Consider the following 26,755-nt stretch of genomic DNA (forward strand, 5'->3'; position numbering starts at 1 on the left):
CTTTCATTTTTCACTTAAATTCAAGATCACACACCTAATAATTGCTATTTTAGTACTTAAACAAAATAGTGCAACTTTCAGATACTAAAGGAGATGTAATAATTTCAAAATAAATCATTTGAAACGATTAAATTACCAAAATTAGCTAAGATAATTTTCCCAAAAAAAACCTAAATTTTTTAAAGTTAGTTTCCTGATATCAATCCAATCCGCTACTTAATATTTTTTTGTTAATTTTACCCTTATGATTAAAGTAAGTATTATTGGTTCGGGAAATGTTGCACAACACCTCATCACTACATTTCAAAATCTTGAAAAATCGATAAACAAAATCGAATTGGTTCAGGCATTTGCCAGAAAAAAAGAAAGTCTCAGCCATTTACTCCCTCAGGAAAAAATCACGGATGATTTGAATACTTTAGCAGAGGCCGATTTGTATATTATTTCGATTTCTGATGATGCCATTGCCACCGTTTCTGATGCACTTCCGTTTAAAAACCGTTTGGTCGTTCATACTTCGGGAAGCACACCATTTACTATTTTAAACGATAATAATCGTAAAGGTGTTTTTTATCCTTTACAAACTTTTACGAAAGGAAAACCTGTTGATTTCAAAACAATTCCTCTTTGTTTAGAAGCCGAAAATCCAAGTGATTATCAAATACTCGATAAAGTTGCTAAAGCCATTTCGGACAAGGTTTATGCCATCAACTCCGAACAACGAAAAGCTTTGCATGTAGCAGCAGTTTTTGTAAATAATTTTACCAATCACCTCTATTCCATTGGAAACGATATTTGCCTGGAGAATCAAATCCCTTTTGATATTTTAAAACCTTTAATGGAAGAAACACTTCAAAAATTGCAAAGCCTTTCACCTAAAGAAGCACAAACAGGCCCTGCAATTCGTCAGGATCAAAAAACAATTGCAGCGCACGAAGCCTTTTTAAAAAATGAAAATCAATTAAAAATATATAAAACCCTAACACAATCTATACAAGAGAATGGCAAAAAGTTATAAAGAAATAATGAATGACATCACAACCTTTATTTTTGATGTCGATGGAGTACTTACTGATGGTTCTGTATTTGTAAACAATGAAGGTGAAATGCTCAGAACCATGAATATCCGCGACGGTTATGCTTTGAAAGCTGCTGTAGAAAACGGATACAATGTTTGCATTATTTCAGGAGGAAGTAATGAAGGTGTTCGGGTGCGTTTGCGCAATTTAGGAATTACAGAAATCCATTTAGGAACACCGGATAAGGTGGAAACTTTTGACGAATACATTGAAAAACACCAAATCAAACAGGAGAATATTTTATACATGGGCGACGATATTCCGGATTATCATGTGATGAAATTAGTAGCATTACCAAGCTGTCCTCAGGATGCCTGTCCGGAAATCAAAGGAATTTCAAAATACATTTCGCATAAAAACGGAGGTCAGGGTGCCGTACGTGACGTTATCGAACAGGTGATGAAAGTTCAGGGGAAATGGATGAGAAGTTTTGACGGAAAACACGATTAGATAGTTGATTTCAGAATTTAGATTTTAGAATTTAGATTGTAAAATAAAAGTTGATTTTTCAACTAACAACCAACAACGGACAACTCATAACCCATAACTCATAACTCAAGAATGAACTTCCTGAATCTCATCCGCTACCAAAACCTATTAATGCTTGCTTTCATGCAGCTTATTTTCAGGTATGGTTTTTTAAAATTACAAAAAAACGATTTGGCACTGGCTGACTGGCAATACGCTCTATTGGTTTTAAGTACTGTTTTAATAGCTGCTGCCGGTTATGTTATTAATGATATTTTTGATCAGGCTACCGATTTAGAAAACAAACCCGACAGAGTCATTGTTGGTAAAACTATTTCTGAAGCTACAGCTTATAATAGCTATGCTTTTTTAAATGTTAGCGGAGTTGCGATTGGCTTTTATTTAGCAAATGTGATTATGAGACCTAATTTTGCGGCAATTTTTGTTTTCACAGCAGCAACCTTATATATCTATGCCACAAGTTTAAAACAAATGATGCTTATTGGTAATATTGTTGTGGCTTTATTATTAGCAGTAAGCGTACTTATTATAGGGGTTTTTGATATTTTCCCGGCAACCAATTCTGGAAACCAGGAAATAATGGGAAGTTTATTTTCAATACTTTTGGACTACGCCATTTTTGCTTTCATGATTAATTTGCTTCGCGAAATAGTGAAAGATTTAGAAGACTTAAAAGGAGATTACAAAGTAGGCATGCGTACCTTAGCTGTAATTTTAGGAGTTCAAAAAACAACAAAACTTCTTTTTGTATTGAGTTTTTCCCCTATCCTGGCACTTTTATTTTATACCAATAATTATCTCATTCCTAATCATTTAATTGTAGCAGCCATTTACAGTTTACTTTTTGTTTTAGGTCCTCTAATTTATTTTAGTATCAAAATTTGGAGTGCCACTTCAAAAACTGACTTTTCTATTTTGAGCAAAGTTCTCAAATGGATTCTATTTTTCGGAATTTTATCCATTCTAATTATCTCTTTAAATATAAAACACAATGCTTCGTAATAAACTTAAAAAATACCAAATCATTTTAGCTTCAGGTTCGCCACGAAGACAACAATTTTTCAAAGATTTGGATTTGGATTTCGAAATTCGCTTAAAAGAAATTGAAGAAGTTTTTCCTCCTGAATTGAAAAGAGAAGCGATTACCAATTATTTAGCCGAACTAAAAGCCGCAGCTTTTGAAGGTGAACTAAAAGACAACGAAATATTAGTCACAAGTGATACTTTGGTTTGGCATAATGAAAAAGCATTAGGAAAACCAAAAGACAAGCAAGAGGCATTTAAAATATTAAAATCATTATCGAATGCTACTCATGAGGTAATTACATCGGTTTGTTTTAAAACCAACACAAAAACAGATGTTCTATTTGAAATTACCAAAGTTACTTTTAATGAATTAAGTGATGATGCAATTGAATATTACATCGAAAATTACAAACCTTTTGATAAAGCGGGAGCTTATGGCATTCAGGAATGGATTGGTTTTATTGGCGTAGCTAAAATTGATGGCTCTTATGCAAATGTAATTGGACTTCCCGTAGATAAAGTATATCAATATTTGAGTAACTTAGCTTAAAATGAAACATATGAATTTCTTTAATCATTTTACAACCGAAACAATTGCAAGTGGCATAGTAATATTAGTACTTATTATTTTACGAATTATATCCACAAAATTAGTACGCAAATTTGCCAAAAGCACTCATATAATTGAAAACAGAACCAATTTAGTTATCAAATACATTCACCTGTTGATCAATATTCTGGCGGCTATTGCTTTCATTTTTATTTGGGGAGTAAGTTCTAAAGAAATTATTTCAGGTATTACTTCAGTTGCAACAGTAATAGGTGTAGCCGGTGTTGTTATGATTGCCCAATGGTCTATTTTAAGTAACATTACCTCAGGAGTCATTTTGTTTTTCTCCTTTCCTTTTAAAATAGGCGATATAATACAAATTCAGGATAAAGATTTCCCTATTATTGGTGAAATTGAAGACATTGGCGCTTTTCACGTAACGATAAAAAACAAAGAAGGCGAAACGGTTATTTACCCAAACAATCTTTTTTTTCAAAAAGGAGTTTCAATACTTCCAAATATGCATGAAGACAAAGAATTTACCGATTAATATCTCCTTACAACTCAACAAAAAAAGGATTACCACTGATTAATACACACAAAATCAGTATATTTATAAAAGAACTGGATTTTTAATTTAATTTTTTTAATTATGAAAAAACTAAGCTTTTATTTAATCGCCTTAATTCTATCATTAAGTGTGCTCCCTGTGAATACTTATGCAATAGAAAAACACCCGACAGAAACTCCAAAAGAAATTCCTGTCGAAATCCAAAAAATGCTTAACAGACTCAATGAAATTAAAGAAATGGACAAATCTAATTTGTCTTCTTCAGAAAAAAAAGAACTACGAACAGAGGTTAAAACCATTAAAAAAAATTTAAAAAAATCAGGACAAGGGATTTATTTATCAGTGGGAACGATAATTATCATCCTTCTTTTATTAATCCTACTACTTTAATATTCAACAATATAAAACCATAAAAAACAGCTCATTTCGACAGAATGAGCTGTTTTTTTTTAATGCTAATTAAATCTTAAACCTCTATTTTGGCACAGTAATTGGCTTAAGATTAGTAAAGTTAAATGTCTAACATAAAAAATAGAAATCATGAAAACTTTAAAATTTATTATCGCAGCCTTAGTCTTTTTTACAACGACCACTTACACACATGCTCAAGTATCCGTAAACGTTAATATAGGAACACCTCCGGCCTGGGGACCTGTAGGTTATGCAAATATTGATTATTATTACCTGCCTGACATTGAATGCTATTATGATATTCGTCTTTCTCAATTTATTTACTTTGGAAACGGAAGATGGATACATTCAAGATACTTACCTGTACGATACCGTAATTATGATTTGTACCACGGTTATAAAGTAGTTTTAAACGATTATCATGGCAGAACACCTTATGTATATTTTAAAAATCACAAAGCAAAATATTACAAAGGATATAAAGGAAGACCTCAACAAACAATAGGCTACAGAAATTACGATAAACACGATAACGGACGAGGCAATAAACATGATAACAGACATTGGGACAATCACAATTCCAATCATGGTCACAAAAAACATTAATTTTTTAAACATCTAAATAATAAAGAAACGCTAATAGCGTTTCTTTTTTTTAGGGTTATTAAAAAAGTTAAAATAAAGTTAACAAAATTAAGACTGGCACACTAATTGGAATAATTATCTCAAAAAACTTTTATCAAATATTAAATTCAAAAATTATGAAAACTATAAAATTAATCCTTGCCGGAATAGTATTATTTTTAGGTAGTAACTCCCAGGCTCAGGTATCTGTAAATGTAAATATTGGAACTCCTCCCGCATGGGGACCTGTAGGATATAGTAATGTTGAATTTTATTATATTCCGGACATCGAATGTTATTATGATATTCGTTTTTCACAATTCATTTACTTCAACAACGGAAGATGGATTCGTTCAAAACACCTCCCTAACCCTTACAGAAACTATGATTTATATCATGGACACAAAGTTGTTTTAACCGATTACCATGGAAGAACACCTTATGTATATTTTAAAAATCACAAAGCAAAATATTACAAAGGCTATAAAGGAAAACCTCAAAAATCAATAGAAAAAAGACAAGATTACTATAACGGTAATAAAAACAACAAATTCGAAAACAAACATAACCATGGTAATAATGGCCTTGGAAACGGAAATAAAAAACATTAATTTTTTTCTCTGAAAAACAAAAAGAAACGCTTTAAGCGTTTCTTTTTTTACCTATTAAAAGTTAAAATAAAGTTAATTATTTTTTTTTGGCACACTAATTGAAATACGACTAATACAGTTAAAAAATAAACTTAACAAAACCCCCAAAGCAACTTTAAAATATAGAAATCATGAAAACCTTAAAATTAATCGCAACAGGAATTATTTTATTTGCAGCTGCCAGCACTTCTCAGGCACAAGTTTCAATTAATGTAAATATAGGCACACCTGCAGTAGTAGTCAGACCGGCCTGGATACCTCAAAATCATGTAAACGTAGATTTTTATTACATACCTGAAATAGAATCTTATTATGATGTAAGTGCCGGATTGTATGTTTATTTAGACAACGGAAACTGGTGTCGTACAAGATACGTTCCGGTACGATACAGAAACTATGATTTGAATCATGCACGCCGAATAGAATTAAGAGGTTACCATGGAAGCAGACCTTATACTTATTTCAACTGTCATAATGATAACTATTACAGAAACAATCGCAATTACAATAATAGATATGTAGAAGGTCGTTATTATGACAACCGTCGTTATGATAATCGTTACGACAACCGTTACGCCGACAATTACAGAGGAAATCACGACAGAGGAAATCATTACGGACACAGAAACCGTTAACAAACTGAAATTCAAACGAAAAAAGCCATCTCTAAAACAGCTGAGATGGCTTTTTCTTTTTTTACAAACTATATTAAAAAAAGCTTTTACAATTCTTTTCTTCCCAAATAAAATTTAAAATAGTACCAAACTATTCTTATTTCCGCCCGGAACTATTAAAATGTTAGGTTTATCAGTTTAGAATCACTTTATTTGAGCCAATTATATTAACTAACGCACCAAATCAAACCATGAAATCCTATTCAATTGAAGAAATAAACAATGTCTTAAAAGGTATTATTTGCGGTACAACTTTGCAAAACATTACTGCAGCTGAACAACTTGAAGTCGCTTCCCAATCTGAAATTTCATTTATTGGAAACAAAAAATACGAAAAACTCTGGGCCACTTCAAAAGCCAGTGTTGCTGTTGTAAACGAAGACATATCGATTGAACCAGGAGAAAACAGAGCTTTTATAAAAGTTAAAAATGCCGACTTAGCTATGTCGCAAATTTTGGAACTTTTTGCACTTCCGATGCCTGAATTCCATGTTGATATTCACCCTAAAGCTGTAGTTGATAAAACAGCAGTCATTGGTACCGGAACTAAAATTGGAGCCGGAAGTTATATTGGTCCCAATGTAAAAATTGGAGAAAACAGCACTATTTATCCAAACGTAACTATACTTGACGAATCAACCATTGGAAAAAATACGGTAATTTGGTCTGGTACAGTCGTCAGAGAGCGTTGCCACATAGGCAATAATTGCATCATCCACCCTAACGCAACTATTGGAGCGGATGGTTTTGGATTTCGCCCTTGCCCGGAAAAAGGTTTAGTAAAAATTCCCCAAATTGGAAATGTGATTATTGGCAACAATGTCGAAATAGGAGCTAATAGCTGTATTGACAGAGGTAAATTCAGTTCAACCATTTTAGGTGATGGTTGCAAAATTGACAATCTGGTTCAAATAGGACACAATAGCAAACTGGGGCAATTTTGTATTATGGCAGGAAATAGTGGTCTTGCAGGATCTGTAACCTTAGGTAATGGCGTAATCATTGGCGGAAGCGCTTCTATTAAAGACCATACTTCCATAGGTGATGGTGCGGTAATTGGGGCTGGTTCTGGGGTTACCTGTGATATTCCTGCCGGAAAAACCATGTTAGGCTATCCCGCTTTAGAAGCTCGGGACGCCTTAAAACAATGGGCAATCCTAAAAAGACTTGTTAACGATTCTAAAAAATAACATTACTTTTTTTTATTTTTTTTCCGCAAGTACGCAAATTATTTTTTTGTGTTCTTGCGGTTCTTTTTTTATCCCAAAGCTAATTTGAAGAACAAAACTTAAATAATACTGTTCTTTAAAGCTATATAAACAAAAGCAAAAAAAAACAGCTAATACCAATCTCAGCATTTTTACTGCAAATAAAACCGATTCTCACAAATTAATAAAACTTATATTGACTTAGCTTTTGACAATAAATCAAACCATAAAGCTTAAATAACTTATATACTTAAAAAAAACTTCAGGTTGGTTTTGTATTTTAGCCTTAAATTTTGGAAAACACAATTACAACATGGATTTGAACTTCAACAAAAACGAAGACCACAATAAACTTTTACTTTCAGATTTAAGACAAAAATTCGCCAAAATAAAATTAGGAGGAGGCGAAAAACGCATTCAAAAATTGCACGCCGAAGGAAAAATGACTGCTCGTGAACGCATTGATTATTTACTCGATGCCAATGCCGAAAGTATTGAAATTGGTGCTTTTGTTGGAGATGGCATGTATAAAGAACATGGCGGTTGTCCATCAGGCGGTGTTGTGGTAAAAATAGGACACATCAAAGGCAAACAATGCATTGTAGTTGCTAATGACGCTACGGTAAAAGCTGGTGCCTGGTTTCCTATTACAGCTAAAAAAAACCTACGCGCACAGGAAATAGCGATGGAAAATAAAATTCCAATAATTTATTTGGTAGATAGTGCCGGTGTTTATTTGCCTATGCAGGACGAAATTTTCCCTGACAAAGAACATTTTGGTCGTATTTTCAGAAACAATGCCATTATGAGCAGCATGGGAATTACGCAAATTTCAGCTATAATGGGGAGTTGTGTGGCCGGAGGAGCTTATTTACCTATTATGAGTGACGAAGCCATTATTGTTGATAAAACAGCCAGTATCTTTTTGGCCGGAAGTTATTTGGTAAAAGCTGCTATAGGTGAAAATATTGACAATGAAACACTGGGAGGAGCCACAACACATTGTGAAATTTCAGGTGTAACCGATTATAAAGCGAAAGATGACAAAGATGCTTTAGATAAAATAAAAAATATCGTTGACAAAATAGGCGATTATGATAAAGCCGGCTTTAGTCGAATTAAAGCTCAAAAACCAACCCTGAACGAAAAAGAAATATACGGTATCCTACCAAAAGCCCGAACCGAACAATACGACATGATGGAAATCATTCTTCGTTTAGTTGATAATTCAGAATTTGAAGCGTATAAAGAAGGTTACGGACAAACCATCATCACCGGTTATGCCCGAATTGACGGATGGGCAGTAGGTATTGTAGCTAATCAACGTAAAGTAATCAAAACCAAGAAAGGAGAAATGCAATTTGGCGGTGTGATTTATTCCGATAGTGCCGACAAAGCCACCCGTTTTATAGCCAATTGCAATCAGAAAAAAATCCCTCTGGTTTTTCTTCAGGATGTAACCGGATTCATGGTAGGTTCCAAATCCGAACAAGGCGGAATTATAAAAGACGGAGCTAAAATGGTCAATGCAGTAAGTAATTCGGTTGTACCTAAATTTACTGTGGTAGTAGGAAATTCTTATGGTGCCGGAAACTATGCTATGTGTGGAAAAGCCTATGATCCAAGATTAATTATAGCCTGGCCAAGTGCCGAACTGGCGGTGATGGGTGGAACTCAGGCAGCTAAAGTATTGGCACAAATAGAAGCCTCATCTTTGAAAGCCAAAGGCGAAGAAGTTAACGAAGCCAAAGAAGCTGAATTATTTGCTAAAATTAAAGCACGTTATGACGAACAAACTTCACCCTATTATGCTGCTTCACGTCTTTGGACTGATGCTGTCATCGATCCTCTGGAAACCCGAAACTGGATTTCTATAGGAATTGAAGCTGCCAACCACGCTCCTATTGAAAAAGCATTTAATCTGGGTGTTATTCAGGTATAAATTTGGAAAAACACAAAAAATTAAACTAAGTGAATAAAAAAACAAAGCACTTAATAAATTCAATTCTATTCGGAACAACTTCAATCATATATTTCTTTTTAGCATATATTGGATTTAGCAAACAAAACATCGACCTTTCTAAATACCGACAATATGAAAATATAATAATTGATAAAGGAATTGATATTCATTACAGCAGCAAAGGACATGAATCTGATGTGTTTTATATCTCATTAAAAGGACTTGATGAAGATTTGGGAATTTATAGAATGTCAAAAAACTACACTGATTTATTAGAACAATTAAATATTGGCGACAAAGTAACAGTATACTACAGACCTTCAAAAAACAAAGAAAACATCAATATTGATCTAATACAAGTTGAGAAAAACAATAAAATAATAATTGATAAAAACGAATACGAAAAAAAAGAAAGCTCTTTAATTTACATTGGAATTGTAGCAGGTTTAGGCACTTTATTAATGGCTTATAGGTATTACAAATTTGGGAGTATATTTTAAATTTAAGTTGCTGGTTAATTAGTTACATTCAGAAATAAACTAACCTTTGAAAATAAACAATAAAAAAATGACCGATTATGATATTCTCCATCGGTCATTTTTATTTATTCTTAAATAAGAACAAATTAATTACTCATCTTTACTTTTTTTTCTTTTTTCACGTTCCTGAGCATCAACAACAGCTACAGCGGTCATGTTTACAATTTCATTGACACTTGCGCCTAATTGAAGAATATGAACGGACTCACTTAACCCCATCATAATAGGTCCAATAGATTCCGACTTATTCAATTCCTTCATTAGTTTATAAGTGATATTGGCTGATTCCAGATTTGGAAAAACAAGTGTATTTACTTTTTTACCTGCTAATTTTGAAAACGGAAAAGTCTTTTCTAATAATTCGGTATTCAAAGCAAAATCGGTTTGAATATCTCCATCAACAACTAATTCAGGATTATTTTCATGCAAAATACTTACCGCTTTTCGCACTTTTGCAGAATTAGCATGGGTTGATGAACCAAAATTAGAATAGGAAAGCATCGCAATAACAGAATCGAAACCAAAAGTAGTAGCTACATTGGCCGTCATTTGGGCAATATCAGCTAATTCCTCTGATGTTGGGTCTATATTGATTGCGGTATCAGCTAAAAACATTGGCCCTCTTTCAGTTGCCAAAATATTAACTGTAGCCGCTTTTTTCACATTAGGAGCTTTCCCAATCACTTCAAAAATAGGCTTCACCACCGTTGGATAAGCTCTGGTATAACCCGAAATCATTCCATCGGCATCTCCTTCCAAAACCATCATCGCTCCATAATAGTTACGCTCTCTCATTTTTGATTGCGAACTGTATAATGTGGCTCCGCTTCTTTTTCTTTTATTCCAATATTTCGCTGCGTATTGCTCTCTTTTTTCCTTAGATGAAGCATCTTTAGAATCAATAATCAAAACATCGGCATTAAAATCCAACTCTTTTTTAAGTTCCAAAATAGTTTCTTTATTACCCAATAAAATAGGCTGGGCAATTCCTTCTTCATAAACAATTTGGGCTGCTTTTAAAACATCAAATTGATCTGCTTCGGCAAAGACAATCTTTTTAGGATTCGTTTTTGCTCTGCTGTGAAGCATTCGAACCACTTTATTATCATTACCGGAACGCAGTAATAATTCTTCTTTATAATTGTCCCAATCTTCAATAGCAATTCGGGCAACCCCGCTATCCATTGCTGCTTTGGCAACAGCTGGTGGAATCGAATAAATCAATCTTGGGTCAAAAGGTTTTGGGATAATATAATCACGACCAAAAGCCAAACGCGTTTCACCATAAGCAATATTTACCTGCTCAGGAACGGATTCTTTTGCCAATTCAGCCAAAGCCGTAACGGCAGCCATTTTCATTTCTTCATTAATCTTTGTTGCTCTGACATCCAATGCTCCTCTGAAAATATATGGGAATCCCAATACATTATTCACCTGGTTAGGATGATCTGAACGTCCTGTAGCCATGATGATATCCTTTCTTGTCTGCACCGCTAAATCATAAGCAATCTCAGGATCGGGATTTGCCATTGCAAAAACAATCGGGTCTTTTGCCATCGTAAGCAACATTTCCGGATTAACAACATCGGCAATAGATAAACCAATGAAAACATCGGCATCAACCATCGCTTCTTCCAGAGTATCAATCTTTCTGTCGGAAGCAAATTCTAGTTTCTCAGCAGATAAATTTTCTCTGTCCGTTCTGATTACACCTTTACTGTCGAGCATCACAATGTTTTCGGCTTTGGCTCCAAAAGCCTTATACAATTTCGTACAGGAAACAGCCGCAGCTCCCGCTCCGCTTACTACAATGCGTACTTCTTCTATTTTTTTATTGATCAGTTCCAAGGCGTTCAACAAGGCAGCAGCCGAAATAATTGCAGTTCCGTGTTGGTCGTCATGCATTACCGGAATATCCAATTCTTCTTTCAATCTTGTTTCGATTTCAAATGCCTCCGGCGCTTTGATATCTTCCAAATTAATTCCGCCAAAAGTAGGCGCCATAATTTTTACCGTCTCAATGAATTTATCCACATCTTTAGTATCCAATTCGATATCGATACTGTCAATGTCAGCAAAAATCTTAAACAATAACGACTTCCCTTCCATTACCGGTTTAGAAGCTTCGGGGCCTATATCTCCCAATCCTAAAACCGCAGTTCCGTTTGAGATTACGGCAACCAAATTTCCTTTAGCAGTATATTTATAGACATCATTAACATCTTTTGCAATTTCTAAACAAGGCTCGGCAACTCCCGGAGAATACGCCAGTCCTAAATCACGTTGTGTAGCATAAGGTTTGGTAGGTACTATTTTTATTTTCCCGGGCTGTGGTTCAGCATGGTATAATAAAGCGTCTTTTTTCAATTTTTCTTTGCTCATAAACTCAATTATAAAATTTAATAAATCGTAATTCTAATTTGTTCTTTTGGTAGTGAAGTGATTATTAATCTGTATAAAAATAACTATTTTAAAAACGCCTCCAACATTAAAAAAATAGTTTATCTAAAATATTACAATAATACCGTTTCTAGTGTTGGTCCTGAAGCAACCAAACGTTTTCCTTCCTCGGTATCTGTATAGCGTTCAAAATTTTCAATATAACGAGAAGCTAAATCTCTCGCTTTTACTTCCCACTCATTTACATCAGCATAGGTATCTCTTGGATCCAGGATTCCTTCACTCACATCGGTCAAGGAATTTGGTACCGTTAAATTTAAAAAAGGAATTTTTGTAGTGGCTGCCTCTTCAATTTCACCGTTAATGATGGCATCAATAATAGCTCGGGTATTTTTAAGTGAAATTCTTTTTCCCGTTCCATTCCAACCTGTATTTACCAAATAGGCTTTGGCTCCATGCTCTTTCATTTTACTGATAAGCGTTTGAGAATATTTGGTAGGATGCAAAGTCAAAAATGCTTCTCCAAAAGCGGGCGAAAACGACGGAACCGGTTCTGTAATTCCTCTTTCTGTCCCCGCTAATTTTGAAGTGTAACCGCATAAAAAATGGTATTGCGCCTGATCTTCGTCTAAAATTGAAACCGGAGGTAAAACTCCAAAAGCATCAGCCGACAGATAAATAATTTTATTGGCGTGTCCCGCTTTTGAAGGCAAAACGATTTTATTGATTTGGTAAATTGGATAAGAAACTCTTGAATTTTCTGTTATCGAGTGATCGTAATAATCGACTTCGCCATATTCATTAACAATCACATTTTCTAATAAGGCATCCCTTTTAATGGCTCTCCAAATATCAGGTTCGTTTTGTTCGCTTAAATCAATCACTTTAGCGTAACATCCGCCTTCATAATTGAACACTCCATTTTCATCCCAACCGTGTTCATCGTCACCAATCAAATATCTTTTTGGATCAGCCGAAAGCGTAGTTTTTCCCGTTCCCGAAAGACCAAAGAATAGTGCCACATCGCCTTTTTCACCTACATTAGCCGAACAATGCATCGATGCCAAACCTTTTAAGGGCAGATAATAATTCATCATCGCAAACATGCCTTTTTTCATTTCGCCACCATACCAGGTTCCTCCAATAATCTGAATCTTTTCGGTTAGATTGAACAACACAAAATTCTCGGAGTTTAAGCCCTGAGCTTCCCAGTTAGGATTCGTCACTTTAGAAGCATTCATCACCATAAAATCAGGTTCTCCAAAATTTTCCAGCTCATATACCGAAGGTCTGATAAACATATTGGTCACAAAATGAGCCTGCCAGGCTACCTCCATCACAAAGCGAACTTTAAGACGTGTATCGGCATTGGCACCACAAAAAGCATCCACGACATATATTTTTTTAGAAGTCGAAAGTTGGTTCAAAACCAATCCTTTCAAATCATCCCAAACTTCTTTAGTGGTTGGAAAATTAACTTTATCATCCCAATAAATAGTGTCTTTCGTAACTTCATCCAGCACGATATAACGATCTTTAGGAGAACGCCCTGTAAAAACTCCCGTCTTTACCGCCACAGCTCCCGTATCCGTTATCGCACCTTTTTCATATCCTTTACTGTCGTGTGAAATTTCGGCCTGGTATAACTCGTCATAAGATGGGTTATAGCATACTTCATAATCACCCGTAATTCCTAAATTGTGTAAATCCTGAATAACTTTACTGTTTTTCATAGTATTCATTTTTAAAAACAATTATTTTATTGATTATAAACATATTAAAAACAATTATAAAACTATAAGCTTAAGTATTTTATGCGATAAAATGAAGCAAAAAAAATCCTGTCTGCCATAGGCAGAAATCGAAAACCATATTTGATAAATTACTTTAACGGATTAATAATCTACTTTACATTTACATTTTCGATAATCACTGCATACCCCATTCCTACTCCAATACACATGGTACAAAGAGCGTATCTTTTATTTTGTTTTTGAAGTTCGATGGTAGCGGTTTGCAAAATTCGGGTTCCGGACATCCCCAGTGGATGCCCTAAAGCAATGGCTCCTCCATTTGGGTTGATTCTGGGATCATTATCTGCTAGACCTAAAGCTCTGGTACAAGCCAGCGATTGCGCCGCAAAAGCTTCATTTAATTCTATAATATCGATATCTGCCAATGTCAATCCTGCTTTTTCAAGTGCTTTTTGAGTTGCTCCCACAGGACCAATTCCCATAATTCTGGGTTCCACTCCCACTATTGCCGAAGCTACGATTCTGGCTTTTGGTGTTAAATTGTATTTCTTAATTGCCTTTTCAGAAGCCAAAAGCATCGCCGCCGAACCATCGTTCAAGCCCGAAGCATTTCCTGCGGTAACCGTTCCGTTTTCTTTTTTAAAAACAGCTCTGAGCGCAGCTAATTTTTCTAAAGTGGTATTTCCTTTTACAAATTCGTCTTTATCGAATACTGTAACAGTTCCTTTTTTATCTGTAAATTCTATAGGAACAATTTCTTCAGCCAATCGCCAGTTTTGTTGGGCTGCAAAAGCTTTTTGTTGGGAATTGTATGCAAATAAATCCTGATCTTCACGACTTATATTGTACATTTCAACCAAATTTTCGGCGGTAACTCCCATTGCATCGGTTCCATACATTGCCTGCATTTTCGGATTTACGAAACGCCATCCAAAACTGGAATCAAACATTTGGGCGTCATTCCCAAAAGGCTTTGACGTTTTTGAAATTACCCAGGGACTGCGGGTCATGTGTTCCATTCCACCGGCAATCATAATTTCGGCATCGCCCACCTGAATACTTCTCGAAGCATCAATAACGGCCGACATTCCCGAAGCACAAAGACGGTTGACCGTTTGAGCAGGAACCGTAAAAGGCAATCCAGCCAATAACGACGCCATTCTTGCTACATTTCTATTATCTTCCCCAGCCTGATTATGATTCCCCAGAATTACCTCATCAATCATTTCAACAGGGATATTGGGATTTCTTTTTACCAATTCTTTAATGGTCAAAGCCGCCAAATCATCAGCTCTCAAAGTGGATAAACTTCCTCCAAAACTCCCTATTGGCGTTCGGATTGCATCTATAATATAGGAATGGTTCATGTCTTTATAATTTATTTTAAATCTGAGTAACTATCAAAAAACTCAGAGGGAGTGTATTTTGTGTGAATGAAGTAACTTCATCACTATTCAAATGAATACTATACAAAGGTAAATTTTAGTCCCGTATCAGGATATTCAAAAAAGAGGCTTTACTATTCAAAATAACGCATCCTCAATTTATTTTAAGTCAAAAAATCGTTTGAAACCAAGTTGCAGTTAATCTAAATCAACACTGAACTGTGCCGTTGTTTTTAATTTTATTTCTTCTAATGAACTTCCCGGCATAATTTCGATTAAAGTTAACTGACCTTCGTTAAACGAAAAAACAGCCAAATCAGTAATAACCAAATCTACCACAGCTGAAGCCGTAAGCGGTAAAATACATTTTGGGACAATTTTAGAAGAACCGTCGGGGTTGGTATGTGTCATGGTTATGATTAAACGCTTTGCTCCTTTAGCCAAATCCATGGCTCCACCTACACCTAAAAGCGGTTTTCCCGGAACAGCCCAGTTAGCTAAATTCCCAAATTCATCCACTTCCAATCCGCCCATAATAGCAGTATCAACATGACCTCCGCGAATCATCGCAAAAGAATCAGAGCTGTCAAAATAACTGCTTCCTTTAAGAGCGGTCACGGGAATTTTTCCCGCATTCACCGGGTAATCCATTGCTCCGCCTCCATCACTTGGCACCGGACCTACGCCTAACATTCCGTTTTCGGTATGCAGGATAATTCCATGTTCGTCAGTAATTAAATCAGCTACCAAAGTTGGAATTCCGATTCCCAAGTTTACGACATCCCCTTTTTTCAACTCTGCCAAAGCACGCTTCGCCATATTCATACGGCTTTCGTCCACTTTTTTAGAAGTCGAAACCGAAGCCGAACTCCCTAAATCTTCCAATGTAATTTTGGCTTCCACCAAATAATCCACAAAACAACCCGGAGTATGAACAAATTCAGGAGCAATTTCGCCCACAGCAACAATCTCTTCCACTTCGGCAATCACCAAATCGGCAGCAGTTGCCATCGCTTTATTGAAATTATTTTCGGTCATTCGGTATTGCAAATTCCCCGCTGTATCGGCTCTCCAGGCACGAATAAAAGCTACATTCCCGCGAATCCCTTTAACAAAAACCTGTTCTTCACCATCAATAATTTTGGTTTCCCTGCCATCAGCAATCAAAGTTCCTGCGGATGTAGGCGTATAAAAACCGCCTATTCCGGCACCTCCGGCTCTAATGGCTTCGGCAAGAGTTCCCTGTGGTAACAATTCATAATCAACTTCGCCCATTTGTGCCGCTTTTACCGCATCAGGATTGGATGTAAAAAACGAACCAATCATTTTTTTCAACTGACCATTTCGTAACAATCTTCCTCCGCCAATTCCGGCTTCACCTGTATTGTTTCCGATAAAAGTGAGTTCTTTTGTTCCAATTTCTGCCAAAGCATGCATCAGATGAACCGGATTTCCGGTCATTCCAAAACCTCCCTGAAGCAAAATATCTCCATCCTTAACCATGCTGGCTGCTGTATGTAAATCTATTATAGGCACTTGTTTCATTTTTTTTTATTCTAAATATTATTATAAATACCCATTAGGTATAATTAGTTTTTACGAATTTTCTTTTTTGCTTGATCAAAAAAGAAACAAAAAAATCAAGTCTGCACTTCCTCGTCGGTCAAATTAGTTTTCGAATACTAAAAGAAAAGAACTCGCTGCGCTCAAACAGCTTTTCTTTTTACGTATTCTTCAAACATTTGACACTCGACTGCGGAAGCTAAGGACAATTATCAAACTCAACGATTACATTTATTTTTCTATTCAAAAGCTTCAAATGGCATTCCCACATAATTTTCGGCAACGGTTTTCTGATAGGCTTCGGACATTCTCAAATAATCAAATTTTGATTTTTGAAGCCTGCTTTCAAAAGTTCCTTCTTCTGATTGTTTGTGGCACAAATAGGTCATGAAGTTTGAAAAATCCAGTGAACGCCAAACTCTCGCTAAACATTTTTGGGTATAATTATTCAAATTATCTTCATTCCCTGTTTGGTAAAATGAGATTAATGCTTTCGCCAAATTATTAATATCGGCAATAGCCTGATTCAATCCTTTAGCACCTGTAGGCGGTACAATATGAGCTGAATCTCCAGCTAAAAACAGGCGGCCAAACTGCATATTATCAATCATAAAACTGCGCATTGGCGTAATGCTTTTTTCGAAAATATCACCACGATTTAATGCAATTCCCAAACGTTTTTCCAGTTGATCCCAAATCTTCTCATCCGACCAATTTTCTACAGCATCATTATTATCAACCTGTAAATACAAACGGGAAACTACCGGAGAACGCAAACTGGCCAATGCAAAACCCTCTTTGTGATAGGCGTAAATCAGTTCATCATAAGTTGGAGCCGCATGAGCCAAAATACCCAGCCAACTAAAAGGATATTCAATTTTGTATTCTTTATAGGAATCCTTTGGTAGAGTTTTACGAGCAATACCGTGAAAACCATCACAACCACCTACAAAATCACAGCTGATGCTTTTCTTTTCGCCATTTTGTGTAAAATGAATAATCGGTTTTTTGGTTTCTACTCCCTCAATTTCAGTCGCATCAGCTTCAAACAAAACAGGAATTCCACGTTCTTCACAAGATTGAATTAAATCCTTTACCACTTCCTGTTGAGCGTAAATAGTTACCTGTCTTTTGGTATGTTTTTCAAAATCGATATGCTGGCTCACCCCATTAAAATTAATGTAGCATCCATGATGCACCAATCCTTCTTTATGCAATCTTTCGGAAACACCTAAACTATCAAAAACTTCTACTGTATTGTGTTCCAAAAGTCCTGCGCGAACACGATTTTCAACATAATCACGAGAGCGATTTTCAATAATTATTGACTTTATTCCTTGTTTTTCAAGCATCAATGCCAATGTAAGTCCCGATGGACCCGCACCTATAATTCCTACCTGAGTCTCTAAATTTTTCATCTCTCTAACTAATTTTTAAATCTTTAAATACTTCTTCCGCTGTATGAATAGCATCATTAGCAGCCGGCAATCCGCAATACAAGCCCGATTGCATGATTACTTCCTTAATTTCATTTTTTGTAACGCCATTGTTAAAAGCCGCTCTGATATGCATTTGTAATTCTGCTTTTCGATTCAAAGCAATCAACATCGCAATGGTAATCAGGCTTCGATTGTGTTTGGACAATCCTGGTCTGGTCCAGATTTCACCCCAGGCATAATTCGAAATGAAATTTTGAAATTCACCATTAAATTCGTTGATATTATTAGTGGCTCTGTCAACATGCGCATCCCCTAAAACGGTTCTTCTGACGTGCATTCCTTTGTCGAAAGTCGTTTCTCCAACAATAAACTGAATCAAAAGCAAAGCAAATTGCTCCGGTAATTCCGTAGCCGATAAATGTCGGGCAGGAAGAATACTCAGCGTCGCATCAGGAATTTGTTTTACTAAAAACTCTGCGTGTTCAATATTAGTCACTGTATCTTCATCACCCGTAATCACAAGGATTTTAGAAGTAATTTTATGTAAATCCGCTCTAAAATCGGCATCTCTAACGGCGGCACAGCAATTAGCATATCCCAAAACATCAGTATTTAAAAACATTGCCTTAGTTTCGGAAACACGTTTTGGATTCTTGGCATGAAAGCCTTTTGTAAACCATCGTTCCATAGTGGCAGCAACAATGGCTTCTAATCCTGATTTATTGATAATTTCAATGCGGGAATTCCAGGCTTCAGCGTCACCAATTTTTGCCGCTGTATTGGCTATTATTATTTTCGAAAATCGATCCGGATGATGAATCCCTAACCACTGTCCAATCAAACCTCCCATCGAAAGTCCGCAGAAATAAGCTTTTTCAATTTTCAATTCATCCAATAAATCAATCACATCCTGCCCTAACAATGCAATGGTGTAAGGTTCTGTGGTAATTTCGCTTCCTCCATGACCGCGGCTATCGTATTGCAAAACCTGAAAATAAGGCAGCAAAAAAGGAATAAGTTCATCCCACATACTGTTATCAGCACCTAAAGAATTAGAAAAAACTAAAACCGGACTGTTGGGAGTTCCTGATATTTTATAATTTGTCTTCATTATTTTTATAAAACAGCTGATTATTTAAAACGAACAATTTCGTATTCTTTTAAAACCTGATTTACCAATTCTAAACTCAAACCAATGGAATTTTTAGTGTCGAGTAAATTATCTAAATCATCGACTTCAATGTTCATTTCCAGAACAACTTCCTTTAAATGTTTCTTTTCCTGAATGGCAATCTTACAGGCTTTTTCAATTAATTCATGAGCTGAGGCTTTGCCTATTTTTCGGGCTAAAGCCAAACTTAAATTTTCAGCATAAATCAAGCCGTTGGTCAATTCTAAATTTTCCAGCATTCGGTTTTCGTCTACTTCCAATCCTTCAATTAAACTGATACTTTTTTCAATAGAACCTGCAGTTAATTGCATGATTTCAACCAAAACTTCCCATTCAGAATGCCATAATCCTACCGAACGTTCGTGCTCTTGTGGCATTGCCGAAAGTATTGTCGCAGCCAAATGAGGCAATCTATTGGTATTGGCTAAAATAGCGGCGCAACTTACCGGATTGCGTTTGTGTGGCATAGTACTCGAACCACCTTTTCCTTCGGCAGCTCCTTCAAAAACTTCTGCAACCTCTGTTTGCATTAGCAGCGAAACATCTTTGGCAATTTTACCAATACTACCGCCCAATATGCTCAGAACACTTGCAAATTCAGCTAAATTATCACGGTTGGAATGCCAGCTAAACGAAGGTTTCAACCCCAATAATTCAGCAAATTCATTTTGTATTTCAGTCGCAATAGCAACATTTCCATTTCCAACAGCTCCTCCTAACTGTACTACTAAAACTCTTTTTTGAACAGCAAGTAATCGTTGTTTACTTCTTGTAATAGCTGATAACCAACCCGCCGTTTTACAAGCAAAAGTGGTAGGCTTAGCGTGCTGTAAAAGCGTACGCCCAATCATAATTGTTTCTTGATGTTGTTGAGTTAAAGCAATTAATTGTTTCTCTAAAACATCTATTTTAGTATTTGCCCAGGCAATGAATTCCTGAATTTGCAATACCAAAGCCGTATCTACAATATCCTGACTGGTAGCTCCCATATGAACATATTTTGCTGCTTCTGCATCTTTCCTAGCAACAATTTTTGTCAATTGTTTTACCAACGGAATGGCAGCATTTCCGCCTAACGGAATAGCATTTTTAAGCTGTTCTATATCAATTTCAGTTACATTACAATTAGTTGAAATAACATCAGCTATCTCTTTAGCAAACAAATCTTTATTTGCCTGAGCCCGGGCTAATGCTGCTTCTACACGCAACATTTTACTGATGGATTCCGAATCGGAAAACATCGCATTTACTTCTTTCGAATAAAACAATTGGGTATATAAACTCATGTTTTTTTTAGTTTTTAAGTTTCTGAGAGGCTGAGTTTCTAAGATTTTTTTTTTAGTTTTAACTCTTTAGCCACTTAGTAGCTTAGAATCTTAGTAACTCAAATAATTATTTATACTTCGAAGAACACCGTTTCGTTTTCGCCCTGCATGTAAATATTAAACTCGTAAACGGATCCTTTTTTTTGTGCAATGATGGTATTTCTTCTTTCTTCGGGAACAGCATTTAAAACTGCATCCTGTTGATTCAAAATTTCTTCATCCGAAAAATAAATGCGGGTGTACGAATGAATTAATTGTCCGCGCATGAAAACAATTAAACTCACATAAGGAGCCTGACCTTCAACCGATTTTGGTTTTATAGTTTGAAAAACAAAATGATTTTCAGTTTCCGTACCTGTACCAAATCGACCAAAGAATTTATTTTCTCCGTCATTTTGCCACAACTCAATCATAGCATCCGGAATCGAATTATTTTCTCCGTCAAAAACTTTCCCTTTAATCGTAATTATTTCTTTTCCCTGGGGTATATTTTCCAAAACATTTGTTGCCAAATTTTCAAAATCATAGCCATATTGTTTCGATGTAAGACCGTAAGCAAAATAAGGACCTACAGTTTGTGACGGTGTTTGTAACATTTTAGTACTCATAATTTCTTATCTGTTTTCAAATGGTGTTGCCTGATTTCCTCTCAATACAATATCAAAACGATAGCCTAAAGCAAAATTAGGTTCGGTGATATCTAAATCAAATTTGGATATCAACAGCTCTCGGCCTTTAGCTTTCACCGCTTTATAAATAGGGTCATATTCTAACAAAGGATCTCCGGGAAAATACATTTGAGTCACTAATCGGCTTACAATTTGGTTTCCAAATAATGAAAAGTGAATGTGATTTGGTCGCCAGGCATTGTGATGATTTCCCCAAGGGTACGCACCTGGCTTTATAGTGTAAAATTTATAATTTCCCTGAGCATCCGTCATACAACGTCCTGTTCCTAAAAAATTAGGATCTAAAGGAGCATCATGCTGATCTACTTTATGCACATAACGACCAGCAGCATTAGCTTGCCATATTTCTAAAATGGTATTGGGAATGGGTTCGCCTTTCTCGTTTCTAACCGTTCCATGAACCACAATACGCTCTCCTAAAGGTTCTCCATTTTTTATCGAATTCTTAGTTAAATCATGATCTAAAGCGCCCAAATTAAAATCTTGAAATAATGGTGCTGTTCGCTCTGTTAGTGATTTCTTTAAAAGAATCATCGGCTTGCTTGGAGCACGCAAAATAGTAGAAGTATATTCAGCATATAATTTCGGAGGATGCACTTCAATATCTAATGGAGTTTCAATAATATCACTCATAAGCTTGCTTTTATAATTAATCAAAATCTTCTATTACAAAAGTATCGGAGCAAATTGTTTTAATCTTGGATTAAAAACACGCATTCTTGCACAAAACAAACATTTTTATTTTTTAATTATAAAAAAACGAGTATTATTGTTGAATCAAAAAATAAAATGAAAAAAAATCTCCTAAACTACAAAGGACTGTATGGTGACAATGCCCAGCATGAGTTGAGCGATTTTGTACACCATGAATTATTGGCTACCAGAAGTAAATTATACAATTGGGAAATCAACGAACATTTACATACCGATTTATTTCAAATTTTCATCATCTCATCCGGCGAAGGAATACTGATTCAGGACAATAATAAAATAATACTGAAGGCTCCCTGCTTCCTGTTAATCCCTTCAAATACTTTCCATGGATTTGAATTCCAATCAGATATAACCGGAGAAGTGCTTACCATTTCAGAACAATTCATGGAAACCATTTTTACAAACAGCCCTCTGATACTCTTAGAATTAAACAAGGCCAAACAGTACAGTTTTAATCTGGAAAACCAAGACGCCTTAAATGACTTACTGTACTTAAAAAACAAAATCGTAAAAGAAATTACAGAAAACAACACCTATAAACAGCTCTGTTTGCAATCCTTATTTCAATTGTTTTTTGTTGGATTACATAATCTGAATACTTTTGAAAATGAAAAAGAAACCGCTAACAACAGAACACTTACTTATTTTCATAATTTTCAAAAACTGATTAAAAAAACATTACCCGAATCTAAACTCATTAAAGAGTATGCCAATGATTTAAGAATCACTCCGGTGCATCTCAATAGAATTTGCCAATCTTTAGTACAAAAATCGGCTTTACAGGTAGTGCATGATTATGCTATTACCGAGGCCAAGAAATACCTGGTTTATACCTCTTATTCCATTTCTGAAATCTCCTATTTATTAAATTTTAAAGATCCAGCCTACTTTTCGAGATTATTCAAAAAGCAAACCGGTTTTTCTCCTAATCAGTTCAGAAGCAGTACTATTCGAAATGTTTAAAGACCAATAATTACTAGCAGGTATTAACTATAAAAAAACATGCCTAATTTTTAGATGAAACTAAAACTAGGCATGTTCTTTTAGCTATAAACAATAAGTGTAAAGAAAAATTATTATAATGTGTTAAGATTTATTTATAAAAATAAAACTGAGTTTATTTTTTCAACTTTTGAAAATAAACAATGAAGTAATTTAATTATACCTAACATCATAAATCATAAAATATTTTTATAACAGGTTAAAATTGTTTATTACTATAATTAATTTGCATCATAGACTATAATAGCTGGATCATATCCTATTCTGTGTGCATTCACAAGTAGTTTATCTCCTGCTTCGAGTTGTATTAAATTGTTCGTATAAACTTTCCATGGACTGGACACCTTAATAGATTGTCCATTCTTTATTTCACCAACAGTAGTAAAAATACACCATGAATTAACGATACGTTCAATAGGATTATCGTTTTCTCCTTTTTTCAATATTTTATAACCAATTGAAGCCCCATCAGTTGCACAACTAATATTAAAACCACTTTTGGTTTTAACTACCTTAGGAATTGCCGTATGTGGACGTTCATCAGCACCACTCCACATCTGCTTAATCATATCCAATTCTTGCATTTTACCCAAATCAGGATATTTTTTATCCCAATCCTGTAAAGATTCCCTAAATTCATTAATCATACCTTGGAGATCTCTATCGTTAATTAAATTATTAAGTTGATACGGGTCATCAGAAATCCTATAAAATTCCTCTACAGGCTTTTTATTAAACCAACTCATGGGTATTGGGTCAAGTTTTCCTTGATCTCTTAATTCTAACATTTCGTTCAAAGTTGCTATTTTTTTCCTAAACTCAATATCTTGATAATATGTACGATCAGGGAAATAATTATAAATGTATTGATAATCTGCATTTCTTACCGATCTAACCCTATCATATTTACCATCCATCCTATCACGAGTTGCAAAGACATATTTTCGAGGTGTTCTACTTTTATACTTTCCGAGAAAACATTGTCCCTGCAAATAACTAGGTGGTTCAATTGAAGCCAGCGAAAGAACAGTTGGGGCAAAATCAATTTCACTAATAAGCTCATTATTTACGGTTCCTGCTCTATCCCCTTTTGGAAATTTTACAAGCATAGGAATATGAGTACCTCTTTCGGTAATTTCTCTCTTATACCAAGGCATAGCCCCACCATGATCGCTGTAAAAAAAGATATAACTGCTATCATAAACACCATCTTCTTTTAAACGTTTAATTAATTCCCCAATCTGCTTGTCTACAATTTCAACATTAGTTAGTAATCTAGCTAAATCCTTATGAACCGTTGGCGTATTTTGAAATATAGTTGGAACTATAACATTGTCTGGAAAAACTGTAAGTGGTTTACCTTCTCTCATAAACAACTGACTTTCATGTGTAATTCCAAAATTAAATATAGAGAAAAAAGGCTGACCTTCTTTCCGGTTTTGATAAGTAGCTGCCGCACTGCTCTCATCCCATGCAGTTACTGGGGGAACAAATTGATAATCTTCTTTTTCATTATTTGCACAATAGTATCCGTTCATTCTTAAATATTCTGTAAAACATTTCACATTCGGTGGGATTACAGCTGAATAAATCGGCAGCAGTCCTTCAATTTTTGATGGTATATTTTTGTGCCATGTTAATATACTATGATTCTGAGTACCAATGGATGTAGGATACATTCCTGTAATAATCGCAGAACGACTTACTGAACAAACTCCTGCTACAGTATGAACATTCATGTACTTTACACTTTCGGCTCTCAACGCATCTAAATTTGGAGTTTGAACCAATTTATTACCATAGAATCCGAGAAACTCAGGAGACAAATCCTCGATTGTAATCCATATAATATTGGGTTGGTTTTTCTTTTCATTTTGTCCTTTGAGTGTTGAATTGCATCCCGAAAAAATCAGAATAAATGATAACATCAAGTATTGATTTAATTTAATAAATTTTCTAATTTTATTTGTCATAATTTTTATTTTGAACATTATTATTTTTTTTAAAAACTGAAATTATTTTTTAGAATTGACTTTCTTGTATTTTGTTTTCATTACCTACAAAAGGTTTTTCATTAATAAGCAGTTGTTGATCCTTTAAAGGATTTAAACTTAATTCTTTCTTTCTCATTATTAAATATTTTCTTCAGTATCCATAAAGATTAAGATAACTATAAGACATCCTTTTATTTTCATTACCCCATATTTACTCGAAATCACTTTAAAATTTTATAATAAACTACCTCGAGGCAGAACCCCAGAGATATTAGTTAAATAATAACCGTAGATTCACAGATTTTTCTGAACTCTTTTTTTAATCTCCGAATCTGTCGTAAAAAAATCGAAACAGAGCCTCGAGGAATTAAACCTAAAAGAGATTAAAAAAACTATTTAACACATCGAAAACCAATATGGTTTGCCGATGACCTTATTTCTCCATGACCTCGAGAACCCACTAAATATCTTGAGCAATATTCATCTGTACATAAAAATGATCCTCCCCTGTGAACTTTTGTCAATGCGTTAGGTTCAGCAGAATAATTACTGGATTCCGGTCCTTGTGGATTTCTGGTAACTTTACCAGATTTTGCTAAAACCTGATAATAATCCTCACTATACCAATCATTTATTAATTCCCATACATTACCTGCCATATCATACAATCCATAGCCATTAGGCTCATACTGAGCCACAGGAGCCAATCCTACAAAACCGTCTTCTCCAGTATCCCCTTTGTCTACCGGAAATTCTCCCTGATAAATATTGGTCTGAAATTTTCCATTTGGTTTGAAAACATTTCCCCAAGCATACGAAGCCCCTGTCTTCCCACCTCTGGCAGCAAACTCCCATTCTGCTTCTGTAGGCAATCGTTTATCTGCCCATTTAGCATAAGCAACCGCATCTTCATAGACAATCTGTACAACAGGATAATTATCCTTTCCAATTATATTACTATCAGGACCTGTGGGATGTCTCCAATCAGCTCCCCCTACATATTGCCACCATGCCAAATAATTATTTAAATCCACTTTATTAGAAGTCGGTGTAAAAACGGCTGATCCAGCAATTAATTTATCTAAGGAAACTCCCGGTAACTCTTCTGGGAGTGGTTTTCTTTCAGCAACTGTTACATAGCCTGTAGCTTTTACAAACTTGGCAAACGCTTTATTACTTACCTCGGTTTTATCCATCCAAAAACCATCCACATAAACCCTGTGAATGGGTCTGGCATCATTAGTTATTCCTTTGATACTACATAAACTCTCACTATCAAAGTTACTTCCCATTGAAAATTCTCCTCCCGGAATCCATACCATACCCATAGGCGCTTGTTTGGGTTTATTATTTTTATTCTCAATTGTAGGTTTATATGTTGGATTAACATCACTATCAATAACTTTATTCGATCCCTCAACAACTCTTTCTTTTGATGCAACTGAAAAAAGATACGCAAGACCAATTGCAAAAATGACCACTACAGAAATGCTCCATATTTTTTTGTTTTTAATCATCATTATATTTTTTTAATT

24 protein-coding genes are annotated in these 26,755 nt (G+C 35.1%); 13 read left to right on the plus strand and 11 right to left on the minus strand.

Annotated elements, in window-relative coordinates; all coding sequences use genetic code 11:
- Positions 1–244: 244 nt before the first annotated feature.
- The 12 genes from BLR17_RS09215 (at position 245) to BLR17_RS09270 (ending at position 9,745) form a co-directional block, all read left to right on the plus strand.
- Entirely contained in the window at positions 245–1,018 is a 774-nt protein-coding gene (locus tag BLR17_RS09215; protein WP_066329777.1) for a Rossmann-like and DUF2520 domain-containing protein, read from the plus strand.
- On the plus strand, positions 1,002–1,529 hold the full coding sequence (locus tag BLR17_RS09220; protein WP_066329776.1) for a KdsC family phosphatase: 528 nt from the start codon (positions 1,002–1,004) through the stop codon (positions 1,527–1,529). Before BLR17_RS09215 ends, BLR17_RS09220 begins: the two co-directional genes overlap by 17 nt.
- A 111-nt stretch (positions 1,530–1,640) precedes the next feature.
- Positions 1,641–2,570, plus strand: a complete 930-nt coding sequence (locus tag BLR17_RS09225; RefSeq protein ID WP_074517171.1) for a geranylgeranylglycerol-phosphate geranylgeranyltransferase — start codon at positions 1,641–1,643, stop codon at positions 2,568–2,570.
- Positions 2,560–3,144: a Maf-like protein gene (locus BLR17_RS09230; protein WP_066329770.1), complete on the plus strand. Its 585-nt coding sequence runs from the start codon at positions 2,560–2,562 to the stop codon at positions 3,142–3,144. The genes BLR17_RS09225 and BLR17_RS09230 overlap by 11 nt, the downstream gene beginning before the upstream one ends.
- Before the next feature lie 10 nt (positions 3,145–3,154).
- Positions 3,155–3,694 (plus strand): mechanosensitive ion channel domain-containing protein, encoded by a 540-nt coding sequence (locus tag BLR17_RS09235; RefSeq protein WP_066329972.1) that lies wholly within the window; start codon positions 3,155–3,157, stop codon positions 3,692–3,694.
- 102 nt (positions 3,695–3,796) lie between these two features.
- Positions 3,797–4,105 carry a hypothetical protein gene (locus tag BLR17_RS09240; protein WP_066329768.1) on the plus strand — a complete coding sequence of 103 codons (309 nt, stop codon included), beginning with the start codon at positions 3,797–3,799 and terminating at the stop codon, positions 4,103–4,105.
- A 150-nt stretch (positions 4,106–4,255) separates the two neighbouring features.
- Positions 4,256–4,732, plus strand: coding sequence for a hypothetical protein (locus BLR17_RS09245; RefSeq protein ID WP_066329766.1), 477 nt, complete (start codon positions 4,256–4,258; stop codon positions 4,730–4,732).
- A 155-nt stretch (positions 4,733–4,887) separates the two neighbouring features.
- Positions 4,888–5,361, plus strand: coding sequence for a hypothetical protein (locus tag BLR17_RS09250; protein ID WP_066329764.1), 474 nt, complete (start codon positions 4,888–4,890; stop codon positions 5,359–5,361).
- Positions 5,362–5,531: 170 nt separating this feature from the next.
- On the plus strand, positions 5,532–6,035 hold the full coding sequence (locus tag BLR17_RS09255; RefSeq protein WP_066329763.1) for a hypothetical protein: 504 nt from the start codon (positions 5,532–5,534) through the stop codon (positions 6,033–6,035).
- 230 nt (positions 6,036–6,265) lie between these two features.
- Entirely contained in the window at positions 6,266–7,264 is a 999-nt protein-coding gene (gene lpxD / locus BLR17_RS09260) for a UDP-3-O-(3-hydroxymyristoyl)glucosamine N-acyltransferase (RefSeq protein WP_066329762.1), read from the plus strand.
- Positions 7,265–7,595: 331 nt separating this feature from the next.
- Positions 7,596–9,224 carry an acyl-CoA carboxylase subunit beta gene (locus BLR17_RS09265; protein ID WP_066329761.1) on the plus strand — a complete coding sequence of 543 codons (1,629 nt, stop codon included), beginning with the start codon at positions 7,596–7,598 and terminating at the stop codon, positions 9,222–9,224.
- Positions 9,225–9,253: 29 nt separating this feature from the next.
- Entirely contained in the window at positions 9,254–9,745 is a 492-nt protein-coding gene (locus tag BLR17_RS09270; protein ID WP_066329759.1) for a hypothetical protein, read from the plus strand.
- Between the two features lie 129 nt (positions 9,746–9,874).
- Here the strand turns inward: BLR17_RS09270 and BLR17_RS09275 are convergent, their stop codons facing one another.
- From BLR17_RS09275 to pcaH, 9 genes are all read right to left on the minus strand, one after another.
- Positions 9,875–12,166, minus strand: a complete 2,292-nt coding sequence (locus BLR17_RS09275; RefSeq protein ID WP_066329757.1) for an NADP-dependent malic enzyme — start codon at positions 12,164–12,166, stop codon at positions 9,875–9,877.
- A gap of 131 nt (positions 12,167–12,297) precedes the next feature.
- Positions 12,298–13,917: a phosphoenolpyruvate carboxykinase (ATP) gene (gene pckA, locus BLR17_RS09280; protein WP_066329970.1), complete on the minus strand. Its 1,620-nt coding sequence runs from the start codon at positions 13,915–13,917 to the stop codon at positions 12,298–12,300.
- 170 nt (positions 13,918–14,087) lie between these two features.
- Positions 14,088–15,305, minus strand: a complete 1,218-nt coding sequence (gene pcaF / locus BLR17_RS09285) for a 3-oxoadipyl-CoA thiolase (RefSeq protein ID WP_066329755.1) — start codon at positions 15,303–15,305, stop codon at positions 14,088–14,090.
- A gap of 216 nt (positions 15,306–15,521) precedes the next feature.
- Complete coding sequence (locus tag BLR17_RS09290; protein WP_074517173.1) at positions 15,522–16,868, minus strand: 3-oxoacid CoA-transferase; 1,347 nt, start codon at positions 16,866–16,868, stop codon at positions 15,522–15,524.
- Positions 16,869–17,125: 257 nt separating this feature from the next.
- Positions 17,126–18,304 carry a 4-hydroxybenzoate 3-monooxygenase gene (locus BLR17_RS09295; RefSeq protein WP_066329753.1) on the minus strand — a complete coding sequence of 393 codons (1,179 nt, stop codon included), beginning with the start codon at positions 18,302–18,304 and terminating at the stop codon, positions 17,126–17,128.
- A 4-nt stretch (positions 18,305–18,308) separates the two neighbouring features.
- Complete coding sequence (gene pcaDC, locus BLR17_RS09300) at positions 18,309–19,436, minus strand: bifunctional 3-oxoadipate enol-lactonase/4-carboxymuconolactone decarboxylase PcaDC (RefSeq protein ID WP_066329752.1); 1,128 nt, start codon at positions 19,434–19,436, stop codon at positions 18,309–18,311.
- 20 nt (positions 19,437–19,456) lie between these two features.
- Positions 19,457–20,782: a 3-carboxy-cis,cis-muconate cycloisomerase gene (gene pcaB / locus BLR17_RS09305; protein WP_066329751.1), complete on the minus strand. Its 1,326-nt coding sequence runs from the start codon at positions 20,780–20,782 to the stop codon at positions 19,457–19,459.
- A 110-nt stretch (positions 20,783–20,892) separates the two neighbouring features.
- Entirely contained in the window at positions 20,893–21,429 is a 537-nt protein-coding gene (locus BLR17_RS09310) for a peptidase associated/transthyretin-like domain-containing protein (RefSeq protein WP_066329749.1), read from the minus strand.
- A gap of 6 nt (positions 21,430–21,435) precedes the next feature.
- A complete protein-coding gene (pcaH, locus tag BLR17_RS09315) occupies positions 21,436–22,143 on the minus strand; it encodes a protocatechuate 3,4-dioxygenase subunit beta (protein WP_066329748.1) in 708 nt (235 codons plus the stop codon).
- A 156-nt stretch (positions 22,144–22,299) separates the two neighbouring features.
- On the opposite strand from pcaH, the gene BLR17_RS09320 reads away from it, so the two are divergent.
- Positions 22,300–23,187 (plus strand): helix-turn-helix domain-containing protein, encoded by an 888-nt coding sequence (locus tag BLR17_RS09320; RefSeq protein WP_066329747.1) that lies wholly within the window; start codon positions 22,300–22,302, stop codon positions 23,185–23,187.
- A 260-nt stretch (positions 23,188–23,447) separates the two neighbouring features.
- Here BLR17_RS09320 and BLR17_RS09325 read toward each other — a convergent pair whose 3' ends face one another.
- Both BLR17_RS09325 and BLR17_RS09330 read right to left on the minus strand, forming a co-directional pair.
- On the minus strand, positions 23,448–25,217 hold the full coding sequence (locus BLR17_RS09325) for a sulfatase family protein (RefSeq protein WP_066329745.1): 1,770 nt from the start codon (positions 25,215–25,217) through the stop codon (positions 23,448–23,450).
- A 395-nt stretch (positions 25,218–25,612) separates the two neighbouring features.
- Positions 25,613–26,737 carry a formylglycine-generating enzyme family protein gene (locus tag BLR17_RS09330; protein ID WP_245683131.1) on the minus strand — a complete coding sequence of 375 codons (1,125 nt, stop codon included), beginning with the start codon at positions 26,735–26,737 and terminating at the stop codon, positions 25,613–25,615.
- Between the last annotated feature and the right edge of the window lie 18 nt (positions 26,738–26,755).

This window comes from Flavobacterium glycines (assembly GCF_900100165.1).
Lineage (GTDB): Bacteria > Bacteroidota > Bacteroidia > Flavobacteriales > Flavobacteriaceae > Flavobacterium > Flavobacterium glycines.

What these genes read in the sequence shown, in the direction of transcription:
- BLR17_RS09215 (WP_066329777.1), top strand. Translation starts at nt 245, where the DNA reads ATGATTAAAGTAAGTATTATTGGTTCGGGAAATGTTGCACAACACCTC.
- BLR17_RS09220 (WP_066329776.1), top strand. Translation starts at nt 1,002, where the DNA reads ATGGCAAAAAGTTATAAAGAAATAATGAATGACATCACAACCTTTATT.
- BLR17_RS09225 (WP_074517171.1), top strand. Translation starts at nt 1,641, where the DNA reads ATGAACTTCCTGAATCTCATCCGCTACCAAAACCTATTAATGCTTGCT.
- BLR17_RS09230 (WP_066329770.1), top strand. Translation starts at nt 2,560, where the DNA reads ATGCTTCGTAATAAACTTAAAAAATACCAAATCATTTTAGCTTCAGGT.
- BLR17_RS09235 (WP_066329972.1), top strand. Translation starts at nt 3,155, where the DNA reads ATGAATTTCTTTAATCATTTTACAACCGAAACAATTGCAAGTGGCATA.
- BLR17_RS09240 (WP_066329768.1), top strand. Translation starts at nt 3,797, where the DNA reads ATGAAAAAACTAAGCTTTTATTTAATCGCCTTAATTCTATCATTAAGT.
- BLR17_RS09245 (WP_066329766.1), top strand. Translation starts at nt 4,256, where the DNA reads ATGAAAACTTTAAAATTTATTATCGCAGCCTTAGTCTTTTTTACAACG.
- BLR17_RS09250 (WP_066329764.1), top strand. Translation starts at nt 4,888, where the DNA reads ATGAAAACTATAAAATTAATCCTTGCCGGAATAGTATTATTTTTAGGT.
- BLR17_RS09255 (WP_066329763.1), top strand. Translation starts at nt 5,532, where the DNA reads ATGAAAACCTTAAAATTAATCGCAACAGGAATTATTTTATTTGCAGCT.
- lpxD (WP_066329762.1), top strand. Translation starts at nt 6,266, where the DNA reads ATGAAATCCTATTCAATTGAAGAAATAAACAATGTCTTAAAAGGTATT.
- BLR17_RS09265 (WP_066329761.1), top strand. Translation starts at nt 7,596, where the DNA reads ATGGATTTGAACTTCAACAAAAACGAAGACCACAATAAACTTTTACTT.
- BLR17_RS09275 (WP_066329757.1), bottom strand. Translation starts at nt 12,166, where the DNA reads ATGAGCAAAGAAAAATTGAAAAAAGACGCTTTATTATACCATGCTGAA.
- pckA (WP_066329970.1), bottom strand. Translation starts at nt 13,917, where the DNA reads ATGAAAAACAGTAAAGTTATTCAGGATTTACACAATTTAGGAATTACG.
- pcaF (WP_066329755.1), bottom strand. Translation starts at nt 15,305, where the DNA reads ATGAACCATTCCTATATTATAGATGCAATCCGAACGCCAATAGGGAGT.
- BLR17_RS09290 (WP_074517173.1), bottom strand. Translation starts at nt 16,868, where the DNA reads ATGAAACAAGTGCCTATAATAGATTTACATACAGCAGCCAGCATGGTT.
- BLR17_RS09295 (WP_066329753.1), bottom strand. Translation starts at nt 18,304, where the DNA reads ATGAAAAATTTAGAGACTCAGGTAGGAATTATAGGTGCGGGTCCATCG.
- pcaDC (WP_066329752.1), bottom strand. Translation starts at nt 19,436, where the DNA reads ATGAAGACAAATTATAAAATATCAGGAACTCCCAACAGTCCGGTTTTA.
- pcaB (WP_066329751.1), bottom strand. Translation starts at nt 20,782, where the DNA reads ATGAGTTTATATACCCAATTGTTTTATTCGAAAGAAGTAAATGCGATG.
- BLR17_RS09310 (WP_066329749.1), bottom strand. Translation starts at nt 21,429, where the DNA reads ATGAGTACTAAAATGTTACAAACACCGTCACAAACTGTAGGTCCTTAT.
- pcaH (WP_066329748.1), bottom strand. Translation starts at nt 22,143, where the DNA reads ATGAGTGATATTATTGAAACTCCATTAGATATTGAAGTGCATCCTCCG.
- BLR17_RS09320 (WP_066329747.1), top strand. Translation starts at nt 22,300, where the DNA reads ATGAAAAAAAATCTCCTAAACTACAAAGGACTGTATGGTGACAATGCC.
- BLR17_RS09325 (WP_066329745.1), bottom strand. Translation starts at nt 25,217, where the DNA reads ATGTTCAAAATAAAAATTATGACAAATAAAATTAGAAAATTTATTAAA.
- BLR17_RS09330 (WP_245683131.1), bottom strand. Translation starts at nt 26,737, where the DNA reads ATGATTAAAAACAAAAAAATATGGAGCATTTCTGTAGTGGTCATTTTT.